The following is a 15345-nucleotide window of genomic DNA, read 5'->3' as shown; positions in this document are numbered from 1 at the left end:
AATGCTGAGACAAAAGCGGCGTTGGTATGTAGTTCAGAGTAGTGACGGACTAAGTATCACTTAGAAAGTTAAAAAACTATTTTGGGTTATATGGTCAAGTGACTAAGCGTGCACGGTGGATGCCTTGGCAGTCAGAGGCGATGAAGGACGTGGTAATCTGCGAAAAGGTTCGGGGAGTGGATAAACACGCTGTGATCCGAACATGTCCGAATGGGGAAACCCACCCGCTTGCGGGTATCGTATGGTGAATCCATAGCCATACGAGGCGAACCCGGGGAACTGAAACATCTAAGTACCCGGAGGAAAAGAAATCAACCGAGATTCCCTGAGTAGCGGCGAGCGAAAGGGGATTAGCCCTTAAGTTTAATTGGTGTTAGTAGAAGGCTCTGGAAAGAGCGGCCGTAGAGAGTGATAGCCTCGTATACGAAAACGCCTTTTGAATGAAAACGAGTAGGACGGGACACGTGTTATCCTGTCTGAACATGGGGGGACCATCCTCCAAGGCTAAATACTCCTGACTGACCGATAGTGAACCAGTACCGTGAGGGAAAGGCGAAAAGAACCCCAGTGAGGGGAGTGAAATAGAACCTGAATCCGTGTACGTACAAGCAGTGGGAGCGGTGTCAACTCAAGCTTCTTGATGGTTGCCTTAGCGAAGCAAGGCCAACCGCAAAAAATCAAGCAGGGAGTTTGAGTGACACCGTGACTGCGTACCTTTTGTATAATGGGTCAACGACTTATTTTCAGTAGCAAGGTTAAGCATGTAGTGGAGCCGTAGGGAAACCGAGTCTTAATAGGGCGTATAGTTGCTGGGAATAGACCCGAAACCGGGCGATCTATCCATGAGCAGGTTGAAGGTTGGGTAACACTAACTGGAGGACCGAACCCACGTACGTTGAAAAGTCCGGGGATGACTTGTGGATAGGAGTGAAAGGCTAATCAAGCTCGGAGATAGCTGGTTCTCCTCGAAAGCTATTTAGGTAGCGCCTCGTGTATTGCCATTGGGGGTAGAGCACTGTTTGGGCTAGGGGGTCATCCCGACTTACCAACCCCATGCAAACTCCGAATACCAATGAGTATGAGCACGGGAGACACACGGCGGGTGCTAACGTCCGTCGTGGAAAGGGAAACAACCCAGACCGTCAGCTAAGGTCCCCAAGTTACAGTTAAGTGGGAAACGATGTGGGAAGGCTTAGACAGCTAGGAGGTTGGCTTAGAAGCAGCCACCCTTTAAAGAAAGCGTAATAGCTCACTAGTCGAGTCGGCCTGCGCGGAAGATATAACGGGGCTCAAACTGTACACCGAAGCTACGGATACTAGTTTACTAGTATGGTAGAGGAGCGTTCTGTAGGCCGTTGAAGGGGAAGCTGTAAGGCACCCTGGAGGTATCAGAAGTGCGAATGTTGACATGAGTAACGATAAAGGGAGTGAAAACCTCCCTCGCCGGAAGACCAAGGTTTCCTGTCCCATGTTAATCAGGGCAGGGTGAGTCGGCCCCTAAGGCGAGGCTGAAAAGCGTAGTCGATGGGAAACAGGTTAATATTCCTGTACTTATGCATATTGCGATGGAGAGACGGAGAAGGCTAGGCCAGCGCGGCGATGGTTGTCCGCGTTTAAGGTTGTAGGCTGGTGACTTAGGAAAATCCGGGTCGCCCTCTTTTAGAGAAGGCTGAGAACTGATGACGAGTCCTCTTTTGGACGAAGTGGTTGATGCCCTGCTTCCAGGAAAAACTTCTAAGCGTCAGATATGTGTGAACCGTACCCCAAACCGACACAGGTGGTCAGGTAGAGAATACCAAGGCGCTTGAGAGAACTCGGGTGAAGGAACTAGGCAAAATGGTACCGTAACTTCGGGAGAAGGTACGCCGACCGGTGTGAAGGACTTGCTCCGTAAGCACTGGTCGGTCGAAGATACCAGGTGGCTGCGACTGTTTATTAAAAACACAGCACTCTGCAAACACGAAAGTGGACGTATAGGGTGTGACGCCTGCCCGGTGCTTGAAGGTTAATTGATGGGGTTAGCTTAGGCGAAGCTCTTGATCGAAGCCCAAGTAAACGGCGGCCGTAACTATAACGGTCCTAAGGTAGCGAAATTCCTTGTCGGGTAAGTTCCGACCTGCACGAATGGCGTAACGATGGCCACACTGTCTCCACCCGAGACTCAGTGAAATTGAAATCGCAGTGAAGATGCTGTGTATCCGCGGCTAGACGGAAAGACCCCGTGAACCTTTACTATAGCTTCACAGTGAACTTTGAACCTACTTGTGTAGGATAGGTGGGAGGCTTTGAAACTAAGACGCCAGTTTTAGTGGAGCCGATCTTGAAATACCACCCTGGTATGTTTGAGGTTCTAACTCAGGTCCCTTATCGGGATCGAGGACACTGTGTGGTGGGTAGTTTGACTGGGGCGGTCTCCTCCCAAAGAGTAACGGAGGAGCACGAAGGTGTGCTCAGCATGGTCGGAAATCATGCATAGAGTGTAAAGGCAAAAGCACGCTTAACTGCGAGACAGACACGTCGAGCAGGTACGAAAGTAGGTCTTAGTGATCCGGTGGTTCTGTATGGAAGGGCCATCGCTCAACGGATAAAAGGTACTCCGGGGATAACAGGCTGATACCGCCCAAGAGTTCACATCGACGGCGGTGTTTGGCACCTCGATGTCGGCTCATCACATCCTGGGGCTGAAGCCGGTCCCAAGGGTATGGCTGTTCGCCATTTAAAGTGGTACGCGAGCTGGGTTTAGAACGTCGTGAGACAGTTCGGTCCCTATCTGCCGTGGACGTTTGAGATTTGAGAGGAGCTGCTCCTAGTACGAGAGGACCGGAGTGGACGAACCTCTGGTGTTCCGGTTGTCACGCCAGTGGCATTGCCGGGTAGCTACGTTCGGACGGGATAACCGCTGAAAGCATCTAAGCGGGAAGCCTCCCTCAAGATAAGATCTCACTGGGACTTAAGTCCCCTAAAGAGCCGTTCGAGACTAGGACGTTGATAGGTTGGGTGTGTAAGCGTTGTGAGGCGTTGAGCTAACCAATACTAATTGCTCGTGAGGCTTGACCATATAACACCAAAGTGGTTTTGGTGAACTCTGAAGAAAACAGAGTGAACTACAAAGAATTTACGATAGTACTGAAATTGTTCCAGACAATTTTCAGTATTTCCTCCATCCTTGGAGGTTCCGGTTTGATACTTGATTATCGCTGTTTCAGAAGTTGATTGTTAAAGATACCAAGTTGACGAATTTGTGCTGAGCACATCCGAGTTTTCTTGATAATCATAGAGGCGTTGAACCACCTGATCCCATCCCGAACTCAGAAGTGAAAAGCGCCATCGCCGATGGTAGTGTGGGAGATCCCATGTGAGAGTAGGTCGTTATCAAGATTTTAATTAAGAAGCCCTGATCGGAAACGGTCGGGGCTTTTTTACGTCTGTAAGAAAGTCAGAATGAATATAGGTAAAGTGCTTTTCAGAGGATAAAGGCGTTCTAACGAGTTAACCACCTAATCCCATCCCGAACTCAGAAGTGGCTCTTTATACGCCACAGGCGCTCGCCATGTCTATGGTAGTCCCACAAGGGGATAAGCATGTGGGAGATCCCATGTGAGAGTAGGTCGTTATCAAGATTTTAATTAAGAAGCCCTGATCGGAAACGGTCGGGGCTTTCTTACGTCTGGAAGAAGCTCAAAATAAAAGCAGGGGAGTAAATCTCCAAGGCGCAATTCTTGCGATGGTATGATTGAACCACCTAATCCCATCCCGAACTCAGAAGTGGCTCTTTATACGCCACAGGCGCTCGCTATGTCTATGGTAGTCCCACAAGGGGATAAGCATAGGTCTTTATCAAGATCTTAATTAAGAAGCCCTGATCGGAAACGGTTGGGGCTTTTTTACGTCTACAAGAAGGTGAAATAGGGCAATTGTAAAGGGGTAGATCCCTAAGCCATTGGTAATGGCAAGAATCTGATACGCTTACAGGGATCTGACCCCTGAGATGCGACAAGTATCTGGGCAAGCAATCTTCACTCCCCAACAAGTCCTTTCGTCAATCTAATGGTAGCAATCACTTGTCCTATGTCATCTGGGTCACGTTGGATGCTAAAGCCTAGGTGTTTGCAGAACTGTATCATGCGCTTGTTCTCTGCTAACACTATGCCTTTCATGACTTTGAGTCCTTTGTCATAAGCTACTTTAAAGAGTTGTCGCATAAGATAGGAAGCAAGTCCAAGTCCTTGGAATTCATCGTCCAATACCACTGCGAACTCACAGCTCTGATCATCAAAGTTGTCTATGTAGCGGGCGGTACCAATGAGTAGATCTTGTCCGTCTTGTTGTATCACGGCCAGCAACGCCATTTCTCTGTCATAGTCGATGTGTGATAAGGTGGCGAGCATTCTTGGTGTAAGTTCTTCTATGTTGGAGATAAACCGAAAATAGCGTGTTTCATGAGATAGGTTTTTAACAAAGTCGGCCATAATGATAGCGTCTCTTGGTAATACCGGGCGAATGACTGCTAGCGCTTGGTTTTTGAGGGTGAGTTCTGTCACCCATTGGCGTGGATAAGGCTGGATTGCCAAATGCTCATAACGTCGTAACGATCGACTGTCTTTTAAGCTGGCTTCAACATGTGCGTAGATGCTGCCACTGTCATGTAAACGCACATCGGCTAAGTCTAAAGTGTCTATCTCAGCTAGTTCACACACCAGAGTCGATAGGTTGCGTAACAAGCTTTCCAGCTCATAACTGCTTTCACCGGGAAAAGCCCGTGATATTAAATCCTTCGCCAGAAGAGTATTCAGAGGCGGCAAGGCCACAGCTTCGGCTTGCTGATGTTGTTGTGCGCCTTCCAGTGCCAAACCGATAGTAGGGCCAAACACTGGGTCTTGGAAGACTCGAAGGTGAATGGGTGCATTGAGTAGGTGCTGAGCTTGTCTTCTTGAGGTTAGGCGAATATGGAAAAGTTCGAATAAGTCTTTTAAGTCATCTAAACCAAATGTTTGTTGTTTGCGACGATTGAGTTTTAACAAATGCTGACTGGCTTGTTGTACGTCGATTTGAAAACGAAAAGCGTGACTGTCTGCAGCCTGTTTAGCAAGCAGTTGGTTGCGTTGAAATTGTACTAAGAATTGAAAGCCTTCTATGGCGGTTTCTGGTGTACGAAAGGTTGGTATACCCGCTTCGTTGATACGAGTACGCATTCGTGTCATGCCGCCACCGCCTAATAGACACACCATTACCAGCTTTTTCTGAGTACGGTGCAATTGAGTAACTAAATCGTACAAGCTGTCTATGTCCATCAGAGCAGTTGGACTCAGAGTGAGTAGTACTGCACCACAATCTTCTGAGCTTAGTGCAGCGGCTGCGAGCTCTATGTAAAGGTCGCTAGCAGTGCTGGCCCATACTGTGGTGACTGGCCCTATTCCTCCTCGGCCTGCCATGGTGTGCTCTAACTTATGTTGTAATTCTCCAGAAGGGTTCAATAGGTCAATACCTAATTCCATTGCTCTTTGTGCTGCTAGTTCTCCTGGGCCTGCACCATTGCCTATGATAAGCAATGAGCCGTCTTTGACGCGTCTGGCATTGGTCATGACGGAAGCGGCGGCGATGAGGTCATTAAGGCGACGACCACGTACTGCGCCCGTACGACTTAGGGCTGCGTCCAGGACCCGTTGATCGGCACCCAAGGCGTGCTCGGCAACCACGGCGACAGGTTTGCTTCGACCTGTGGCTCTAAGGCTGCTGAGAAAACGAGTCGGACGGCCAATTTTTTGCAAATACATCAAGATGGCCTGGCTATCAAAGTCCCGTGATAAGTAGTCTAAGACCTGTGACGGCATCACATCGATAGGGGTTCCCATAGCAACCACTTGGGAAAAGCCGATGCCTTGCCACGTTGCCCAGTCGACCAAGGCGCTGGCGACTGTGCCTGATTGAGACATAAGCGCTAATTTGCCCTGTAAAGGGTGGGTTAAGCCAAGCCAAGCGTACACGCCTTGTTTGGGACGACAAACGCCAAAGCTGTTGGGGCCAAGTAAGCGAACATTGTGTTCGCGAAGACAATCGTTTAATTCCTGAGTTGGAGTATTCGTCCAAGATAACATTAGGAGAGAATGAATGCTTGCCTGTCCGCACTCGCGAATGATGTCTTGCATGCTTTGCTGTTGATGTTCGCCTACTAAAACGGCCAAATCAGTCGGTTGATTTAAACTATCTAAATTGACGACATGGGGGAAGTCATTGTCATGTTCTGGCACCACACCAACCAATTGAATAGGACATTGCTTTGGCGCATTATTGAGGGACGAGAGTAGAGCCAACAGCAAAGGGTTGTGCGGATCATCACCAGTCAAAATCACCATGGATTTTGGGGCCAGAAGCGGTTCTAAGGCGTGCAAGCTCACTTTGGTTATTCCTTGCAATACGAATCGTTGTGGTAAAGATAACACAAGGGGTTATCTCAAGAATTGTAGACTATGGTAGGGTAGACTGTCTTGGTAAAGGTGTGGCTTGATATAGGGCAAGCCACTAATAAAAATTGTGACGCACTTACCAAATTTTATGACAACAGCCTATATAACTCACTATCTTTGCGACAAACACAACTTAGGCGCGGATCATCCAGAATCTCCGCAGCGTCTTGGTGCCATTCAGAATCGTTTGATTAACGGACAATTGTTGGATTTTTTGCGTTGCTTTGAAGCGCAAGCCGCCACCCGTGAACAACTTTTGGCAACTCATGATGCAGATTATGTCGCTGCCATCTTTGCACGCTCTCCGGAGCAAGGGCAGGTTGAGTTAGATCCAGATACTTTTATGATGCCACATACCTTAAATGCTTCTCTTTATGCTGCTGGAGCTGTGATTCAAGGCATTGATCTAGTAATGAATAAACAAGTGGAAAATGCGTTCTGTGCGGTTCGACCGCCAGGCCATCATGCAGAATTTGATAAAGCCATGGGTTTTTGTTTGTTCAATAACATTGCGGTGGGAGCAAAATACGCGGTTACTGAACTGGGTTTAGAGCGTGTGGCCATTGTTGATTTTGATGTTCATCACGGCAATGGCACAGAGAACATTTTTCAAAGTGATCAAAGGGTTCTCTACGCATCCAGTTATCAGCACCCTTTTTATCCTTTTGCAGACCCGGGTGCGTCCCATGATAATATTGTGCATATTCCATTGGAGGCGGGTTCGAATGGTAAAGTCTTTCGCCAAGCCATTAGTGAGCAATTGTTACCGACTTTGCAGGCATTTCAGCCCGAATTGATCTTGATCTCAGCAGGCTTTGATGCACACAAAGAAGACCCAATGGGACAGCTGCGTTTGGATGAAAGTGACTATGTATGGATTACTGAGCAATTAATGGCCGTGGCGGATGAATATTGTAATGGACGCATTGTGTCTGTGTTAGAAGGCGGCTACAACCTAGATGCCTTAGGTCGTGCCGCCTTTTGTCACATTAAGAGCTTAATGAGACTTTAATTCAATATGGGCGCAAGCTTTATTACGCCCAATGTATCTGAATGTGTTCTTGTTCTCCCTTAGGGAAAAAATATCCAGACTTGGGTGTCACAAATACCCTTTGCCCTTTCTCAAAACAGTGCTTATCAAAAGCTTTGTGTGGTAAGTCCACTTCCCATATGTCGTCACTGTGCCAATCGAGAGGCGACAATTCTAAACGTACTTCCGCGCCAATTAAGTTAATGGCGATGACTTTTAAAGGCAAAGAGGCGGTTTCTGTCGCCACGGAAGACACAAAAAACTCATGGGAGCGAAGATACACTTGTCCTGATTTTTGCGGTGCGTTGGCAGGTAATTGTAAGTTAGCTAGGCCATTTTGCCATTGGTCATTTTGGTGCTTGGCTTCAAATACATTGGTGTTGCCTAAGAAATCGAACACAAAGCGACTTTTTGGCGATGCGTACAAATCACCAGGTTTATCTACTTGCTCAATGTGGCCGTTGCTCATTACTACAACGCGATCGGATAACTCTAATGCTTCTTCCTGATCATGGGTTACAAACACACTGGTAAAGCCTAGCTCGTCGTGCAAGCCACGTAACCAGCGGCGTAGTTCTTTACGTACTTTGGCATCCAAAGCGCCAAAGGGTTCGTCGAGTAATAGTACTTCTGGCTTGGTGGCGAGGGCACGTGCCAAAGCAATACGTTGTTTTTGTCCGCCAGAAAGCTGAGAAGGATAGCGTTGCGCTAAATGACCAAGCTGTACCATGTCGAGTAGATAACTGACGCGTTTGCTTATTTCAGTGTTACTTGGTCGTTTTGACTTGGACAATACTTGTAAGCCAAAGGCGACATTGTCTGCGACTGTCATGTGGCGAAATAAAGCGTAGTTTTGGAACACAAAACCAACACGACGATCACGAACATGTAGGTTGGTCACATCGCGATCACCAAATTGGATGCGGCCTGTGTCAGCACCTTCTAAGCCGGCAATGATGCGCAGTAAAGTGGTTTTACCTGAACCAGAAGGTCCAAGCAAACCGATCATTTCACCTTCTTGAATATCCAGTGATAAGGGTGATAGGGCCTGAAATGAGCCGAAGTGTTTGGAAATATTGTTAATCAGAATGCTCATTTTGCTACCTGCTGTTGTTTTTCAGACTCATGGTTCAATAACTTTTCTTGGCGCCATTCAATATAAGTTTTGAACAGCAAGGTAATCAGTGCGATTAAGGCTAACAACGAAGCACTGGCGAAAGCCGCTGCCGCTTGGTAGTCCTCATATTGCAGTTGCACATGCAAAGGTAAGGTGTTGGTTTCACCGCGAATATTACCGGATACGACCGACACGGCACCGAACTCGCCAACCGCTCTGGCATTGGTCAAAATGACACCATAGATTAAGGCCCATTTGATATTAGGTAAGGTGACGCGACGGAATAACTGCCAGCCAGAAGCGCCAAGAATTACCGCAGCTTCTTCGTCTTCGCGGCCTTGTTGCTGCATTAATGGGATCAATTCACGGGCAACAAAGGGGCAGGTGACAAACACTGTGACCATGACGATACCGGGCCATGCGAACATGAGTTGTATGTCTTGATCATAGAGCCAAGATCCAATCCAGCCATTGTTGCCATAGAGCAATAAGTACAACAAACCTGCCACGACAGGTGACACGGCAAAAGGAATATCCATCAAGGTCATTAAGAGCTTGCGACCAGGGAATTCAAAACGTGTCACTGCCCAAGCGAACAACACACCAAAGACCAAATTAATGGGCACGGTAAGCAAAGCCACGAAGAGTGTCAGACCAATAGCATGAAGTGTATCTGCTTCGACTATGCTATTCAGGTAATGGCCCACACCTTCCACTAAGGCTTGTTGGAAAATGGCGATCAGTGGGACCACTAATAAAATCAGCGTTAATACTAAGGTGATGCCAATCAAACTGTATTTAACCAGCGGACTGTCACCGACTCTTAGCTGATGACCTTGTGATGAGGGTTTAGACATGAATCAAGTTCCTCTTTATCGTCCGTGCAAGCGACGTAAGTAACGCGCTTGCCATAGGTTAATCGCAAACAACAGAATGAGGGACGCCATCAAGACCACAGAGGCAATCGCGCTGGCCGCTGGAAAATCAAATTCCTGGAGACTGACGAAAATCATCAATGAGGTAATTTCACTTATGTATGGCATGTTGCCGGCAATGAAAATCACGGCACCGAACTCTCCTAGGCTGCGAGTAAATGAAAGGGCAATCCCCGTCATCAGCGCTGGCCAAAGGGCTGGGAAAATAACCCGACGAAATACTGCCCAATCGGACGCACCTAGGGTCATACCAGCTTCTTCTTCCTCAACGGATAACTCTTCCAACACGGGTTGAACCGTACGAACCACAAAAGGAATGCTGGTAAACGCCATGGCGAGAATAATACCAACCGGCGTATAGGCTACCTTGATGCCTAATTGCGTTAAGAGATCACCGTACCAACCATTTTGTGAGTACAAGGTTGCCAATGTAATACCTGCTACTGCGGTGGGTAGAGCAAAGGGTAAGTCAACCAAAGCGTCTAGTATACGGCGCCCGGGAAAATCATAACGTACTAGAACCCACGCCAGTAGCAAACCAAATAAACCGTTAAAAATGGACGCAAAAAAGGCCGCCCACAAGGTGACTTTATAACTGGCAACCACCCTTTCGTTGGTAATGACGTACCAATATTCGTCCCACCCCATATCGACTGATTGCATGATTAAGCCGGTCATCGGCAGTAGCATGATCAGACTGATAAAGAGCAGTGAGGTGCCGAGGCTTAAGCTCAGCCCGGGTAAGACTCTTTTGTGCTTGGGACGTGTTTCCACCACGCTTAGGTGTGTTGCCATGGTATTGCCTATTGAAGGTTAGTGTGTTGCGTATTTTTGTCCATTTTTAAACGACAAAAGCCGAATACGTGAACGTACTCGGCCATCGCTTAATGAAAAATTTAGCGACGTTGTAACTTGTCAAGTTTACCACCATTGCGGAAGATCTCTTTGGTGGCTTTTGGCCAACCGCCAGCAATTTCCTCTACCGTCAGCAAAGTGACTTCAGGAAACTTCTGTGCGAACTCAGCTTTGACTACAGGGTTGTGAATGCGGTAGTTGAAGCCTGCTAATAGACGTTGTGATGCTTCACTGTATAAGTAATTCAAATACTCATGAGACACTTCTTCCGTACCGTGTTTTTTAGCATTTTTCGCCACAACTGCGACGGGAAATTCTGCCAAGATCGAGGTTTTAGGTACCACCACTTCGTATTGATCTGCACCGTATTGATTGCGAATGTTGTTCACTTCTGATTCGAAGGTGATCAGTACGTCACCAATTCCACGTTCAACAAAGGTAGTGGTTGCGCCGCGACCACCAGTATCGAATACAGATACGTTTTTCAAAAAGGTGCTGAGAAAATCATCGATTTGGCTTTCGTTGTTTTTACCAAAGGTATTTTGTGCGTAGCCCAATGCAGCAAGGTAAGTGTATCGACCATTACCAGAGGTTTTTGGATTTGGAAAGACTAGAGCAACATCGTCACGGACTAGATCACCCCAACCTTGGATGTTTTTTGGATTGCCCTTACGTACCAAGAAGGCCGTTGTGGAGTAATAGGGTGAGCTGTTATTCGGAAACTCTGCTTTCCAATCTGCTGGGATCATGCGAGCTTTGTCGTGCAAGACTTGCACATCCGTCACCTGATTAAAAGTAACAACGTCCGCTTGTAGCCCATTCATGATGGCATTGGCTTGCTTAGAAGAGCCGGCATGAGACTGTTTGATCTCAACAGTTTGCCCCGTTTTTTCTTGCCAATGTTTTTGAAAGGTCGGGTTATAAGTGGCGAACAATTCACGTGCGATGTCGTATGAAGTGTTCAAGATGGTTTGATCTGCAGCAGACGCCTGAACGGCGCTACTAAGCAGCAAACTTACGAGTATGGTTTTGAAAATACCAGATTTAAATTGCATGCCTAACCTCAGCTTTAATGCTATTCATTCTTAATTGTGGGTAAGAATAATTAAAAGATTTAGTTATTACAATCCGTCTGGATAAACTATTTTGGAATATAGAAAGTGGTCTTTCTGAATGAAAAAGCCAATCCGCTTGTGTATTGCTTTTTGTTTTATGCAGCTAATGAGGAAAAGGCAATAAAATCTTTTGTTAACCTCAACATTGGCGCAACTATTGAATAGTAAAATTTACCCCCGTCAAGCATGGCATTTAGGCTGTAATACTCAAGGAAGGTACGAATTCCACTGGCTAAGGCATTGTTTTACCTTGCTCTGGTCCGCTCTCCTCTTATGTTGAGCTGTATGGGGATCCGTTTTTACTTCGTACTTTACCTAGTCTGAAGGATTAGACCGTTCGTGTTTTGATTCACATTCTGAATGTGTGTTTCATTTTGGTGCGTTTTTTTCTTAGATTGTAATGGTTAGGGTGAAAATGGCAGATTTTAATTGGTTGTTAGTGACCGCGGCATTTGTGTTTGTCATGCAAGCAGGTTTTTTGTGTCTTGAAAGTGGCCGTATTCGCAGTAAAAACAGTATCAATGTGGCGGCAAAAAATATTTCTGATTTTATCGTTTCCACTACGCTCTTCTGGTGCTTTGGTTTTGGCATCATGTTCGGCGATTCTGTATTGGGTCTGTTCGGTACTAGTGATTTTGCTTTTGGCAATGAACATTCACCTTGGCAGATTAGCTTCTTTATTTTCCAAATGATGTTTTGTGGTACGGCTGCTACGTTAACCTCTGGTGCTGTGGCTGAACGTATGACCTTCATGGGGTATCTGGCCGTAACCCTTATTCTGAGTGCGTTTATTTACCCTGTCGCCGGACATTGGGCATGGTCAGGCATATATGGCGGGAGTGGGCCACAGGGTTGGTTAGAGAGTATGGGGTTTATTGACTTCGCAGGTTCGACCGTAGTGCATTCGGTTGGCGGTTGGGTGGCGCTTGCGTCGATTATGATTATTGGACCAAGGTTAGGTCGTTTTGAGCAAGGTATTCGTTTACCGCCCGGAAATAATTTACCTTTGTCCGCGTTGGGTGCGCTACTGATTTGGTTTGGTTGGTTTGGCTTTAATGGTGGTAGCACCTTGGCGTTAACCAATGATGTGCCCATGATTATTCTCAATACTTTTATTTCTGCAGCATGGGGCGGTTTGATTGCGGCGGGGATCAATTACCTTCGTGATGGCTTTGTGGAAGTCAGTTTTGTGCTCAATGGCACCATTGCTGGTTTAGTAGGTATTACTGCGTCTTGTCATGTGGTGTTGCCAGGCAGTGCCATCGTTATTGGAGCGGTTTCTGGCGTGATTGTGTATTACGGCAGCCTATTTATGGAAAAATTGCGTTTGGATGATGCTCTGGATGTGGTGCCCGCCCACCTGTTTGCTGGGGCTTGGGGCACAATTGCGGTAGCTTTGTTTGGCAATGCTAAATTGATTGATAATGGTTTGAGCTTTTGGGCGCAATTGGGAGTGCAGTCATTGGGTGTGATTGCCATTGGAGCTTATTGTTTTGTCGTGGGTTACGCAGGTATTTGGTTGCTAAATCGAGTGATGCCGCTTCGTGCGACAAAAGAGCAAGAGGAACAAGGGCTGAACGTGGCGGAACACAAGGCCACAACGGAATTGTTGGATTTGCTCACTTCTATGCAATATCAGCAGAATAACGCCGATTTTTCTAAGCCTGTTCCGGAAGAGCCTTTTACGGAAGTGGGACAGATTGCCCATAAGTATAATCAGGTGATTGATCGAGTTAGCAGTGAAATTGCGCAGCGAGATGATGCCTTGATGCGTTTCCAAAAGAGTGAAATGCGTAAGTCCGCTATTTTGAATTCGTCCATGGATTGTATTGTCACCATCAATCGTTTTGGCTCAGTTATCGAATTTAATCCGGCAGCTGAGCGTACTTTTGGCTGTTTGAAAAAACAGGTGGAAGGAAAGAGTTTCATAGGTTTGTTTGTACTTGAGGCTGATCGTAAAAAAATCTTTGAAAGTCTGAATTCAGGCTTTTCGTCTTCCAGTGGTTTGATATTGAATCGACGAAATCCGTTCCGTTTGCAGCGCAGTCCGAACAACGATTTTCCAGCAGAAATCGCCATTACCAAGGCCAATACCGATAGCAATTCAGATAGCGAATACACCTTGCACATTCGAGACATGAGTAAGCAGCTTAAACTGCAAGAACGACTCAGATTTTTAGCTTACAGTGATCCTTTGACTAGCTTGTATAACCGTACTTATTTGATGGATGCACTGGTGAGTTCTCTATTGATTGCCACCAAGCAAAAAACCTCGGTAGGCTTATTGTTCCTTGATCTCGATAATTTCAAAATCATTAACGATACCCTAGGGCATAAAGCCGGAGATGAGCTCTTGTGTGAAGTGGCTAGGCGCTTATCCTCGGTGTCAGGGGAACAGGATGTAATTGCGCGTTGGGGGGGCGATGAGTTTGTCTTAATGATTACACAAAATGTCACAGAAAGTCTGTTGCTGGAAAGAGCCCAACATATTTTGCAGGCGATGCGTGTGCCTGTTCACATTAATGAGCAAGACTTTACTATACCAACGAGTATCGGCATTACCTTTACTAATCATGTACCGATTGTTGCGGATAAATTGATCCAGCAAGCCGATATTGCTATGTACTATGCCAAAGAAAAAGGACGAGATAATGCGCAGTTCTTTACGCCAGAAATGGCGAACGTGGTGACCAAGAAGTTTGGTTTTGATAAAGAAATTCATGAAGCTTTGGTCGATGGTCAGTTTTCTTTGGTTTTTCAACCGAAAGTGGCACGTGATGGTAAGACACTTTATGGAGTAGAGGCGCTGATTCGTTGGCAGCATCCTGACAAGGGTATGATCTCACCAGCTGAATTTATTCCGATTGCAGAAGAATCGTCCTTGATTGTCAAAATAGACGAGTGGGTAATAGATAAAGCCTTATGGCAAATTCAACATTGGCAACAGCAAGGTCTGAGGGCGGTGCCCGTGGCGGTGAATTTGTCAGGTCGTCATTTGGTTTCAGATTCTTTGGTGCCTTTTGTGGCACAAAAATTGGTGGAATATGATGTGGCTGGCAGCCTGTTGGAAATTGAGATAACTGAAGGCGTTTTGCTTCAAGACATAGCTCGTTGCGTTGAAGTGCTGGCAGATTTAAAAGCGCTTGATATCAGAATAGCGATTGATGACTTCGGTACTGGGTATTCTTCTTTGAGTTATTTAAAACGCTTGCCGTTGGATACCTTGAAAATCGATCAGTCATTTGTAGAAGAGTGTGATAGTCACACTGAGGACGCGAAGATTTGTGAAACTATTATTAATCTGGCAAACAATTTAGAGTTATTGATTGTTGCGGAAGGAGTGGAAACACTATCTCAGGCAGAGACTTTGGCATCCCTCGGTTGTGAAATATTTCAAGGTTATTATTTCGAACGTCCGATGATAGGGGATGCCATGGTGGATGCATTTACTCCGCATCGTGTTGCTGGTTAGGGGAGTGACGCTCACGAATGGTTTCCATTAGATCCTGCCCTTGGGTTTTGTCGAGGGCTTTGGTTCTATGGTGTAAAGCGGTTTTGGCGATCATGTTGGCTGCCACAGGAGCGGTAATTAACAAGAATAAAGTAATTAAAAACTCCTGAATAGACAAAAAGCCTTTGGAGTGACTTTGGAAGATCATAGACGCAACTAGCACGCCAGTGATCCCCAAGGTAGAGGCTTTCGTTGGGCTATGCAAGCGCATATAAATATCGGGTAAACGTGCCAATCCATACGACCCTATCAACAAAAAGATCCCACCTAGTAATAGCGAAATGCAGATAATAATTTCCAGATACAATGGCATGATTT

General features: G+C 46.4%; 8 protein-coding genes and 2 rRNA genes. 4 read left to right on the top strand and 6 right to left on the bottom strand.

All coding sequences use genetic code 11. From position 1 onward, the window contains the following. The first annotated feature begins 92 nt into the window (after window positions 1-92). Together ABXS85_RS10240 and rrf are read left to right on the top strand one after the other, a co-directional pair. Window positions 93-3058 (top strand): 23S ribosomal RNA (locus tag ABXS85_RS10240). A gap of 205 nt (window positions 3059-3263) precedes the next feature. Then, window positions 3264-3378: ribosomal RNA gene (rrf, locus tag ABXS85_RS10235) — 5S ribosomal RNA — on the top strand. A gap of 638 nt (window positions 3379-4016) precedes the next feature. On the opposite strand, the gene ABXS85_RS10230 is transcribed toward rrf, so the two are convergent. After that, complete coding sequence (locus ABXS85_RS10230) at window positions 4017-6395, bottom strand: GNAT family N-acetyltransferase (protein WP_353666430.1); 2379 nt, start codon at window positions 6393-6395, stop codon at window positions 4017-4019. 157 nt (window positions 6396-6552) lie between these two features. Between ABXS85_RS10230 and ABXS85_RS10225 the strand changes: the two genes are divergently transcribed. Then, window positions 6553-7476: a histone deacetylase family protein gene (locus tag ABXS85_RS10225; RefSeq protein ID WP_353666429.1), complete on the top strand. Its 924-nt coding sequence runs from the start codon at window positions 6553-6555 to the stop codon at window positions 7474-7476. A 22-nt stretch (window positions 7477-7498) separates the two neighbouring features. Here the strand turns inward: ABXS85_RS10225 and ABXS85_RS10220 are convergent, their stop codons facing one another. The 4 genes from ABXS85_RS10220 to cysP all read right to left on the bottom strand — a co-directional run bounded on the left by ABXS85_RS10220 (window position 7499) and on the right by cysP (window position 11456). Beyond that, window positions 7499-8590 (bottom strand): TOBE-like domain-containing protein, encoded by a 1092-nt coding sequence (locus tag ABXS85_RS10220; RefSeq protein WP_353666428.1) that lies wholly within the window; start codon window positions 8588-8590, stop codon window positions 7499-7501. Then, entirely contained in the window at window positions 8587-9468 is an 882-nt protein-coding gene (gene cysW / locus ABXS85_RS10215; protein WP_353666427.1) for a sulfate ABC transporter permease subunit CysW, read from the bottom strand. Before cysW ends, ABXS85_RS10220 begins: the two co-directional genes overlap by 4 nt. A 15-nt stretch (window positions 9469-9483) precedes the next feature. Continuing rightward, window positions 9484-10341 carry a sulfate/thiosulfate ABC transporter permease CysT gene (gene cysT, locus ABXS85_RS10210; RefSeq protein ID WP_353666426.1) on the bottom strand — a complete coding sequence of 286 codons (858 nt, stop codon included), beginning with the start codon at window positions 10339-10341 and terminating at the stop codon, window positions 9484-9486. 101 nt (window positions 10342-10442) lie between these two features. After that, entirely contained in the window at window positions 10443-11456 is a 1014-nt protein-coding gene (cysP, locus tag ABXS85_RS10205) for a thiosulfate ABC transporter substrate-binding protein CysP (protein WP_353666425.1), read from the bottom strand. A gap of 475 nt (window positions 11457-11931) precedes the next feature. Here cysP and amt point away from each other — a divergent pair, with 475 nt between their 5' ends. After that, on the top strand, window positions 11932-14988 hold the full coding sequence (gene amt / locus ABXS85_RS10200) for an ammonium transporter (protein WP_353666424.1): 3057 nt from the start codon (window positions 11932-11934) through the stop codon (window positions 14986-14988). On the opposite strand, the gene ABXS85_RS10195 is transcribed toward amt, so the two are convergent. Continuing rightward, on the bottom strand, window positions 14963-15340 hold the full coding sequence (locus tag ABXS85_RS10195) for a Na+/H+ antiporter subunit G (protein WP_353666423.1): 378 nt from the start codon (window positions 15338-15340) through the stop codon (window positions 14963-14965). The genes amt and ABXS85_RS10195 overlap by 26 nt on opposite strands. Window positions 15341-15345: the final 5 nt, after the last annotated feature.

Origin of the sequence: Marinomonas sp. THO17 (genome assembly GCF_040436405.1) — a bacterium.
Classification (GTDB): domain Bacteria; phylum Pseudomonadota; class Gammaproteobacteria; order Pseudomonadales; family Marinomonadaceae; genus Marinomonas.
This window is presented reverse-complemented; position numbering and strand designations above follow the sequence as displayed.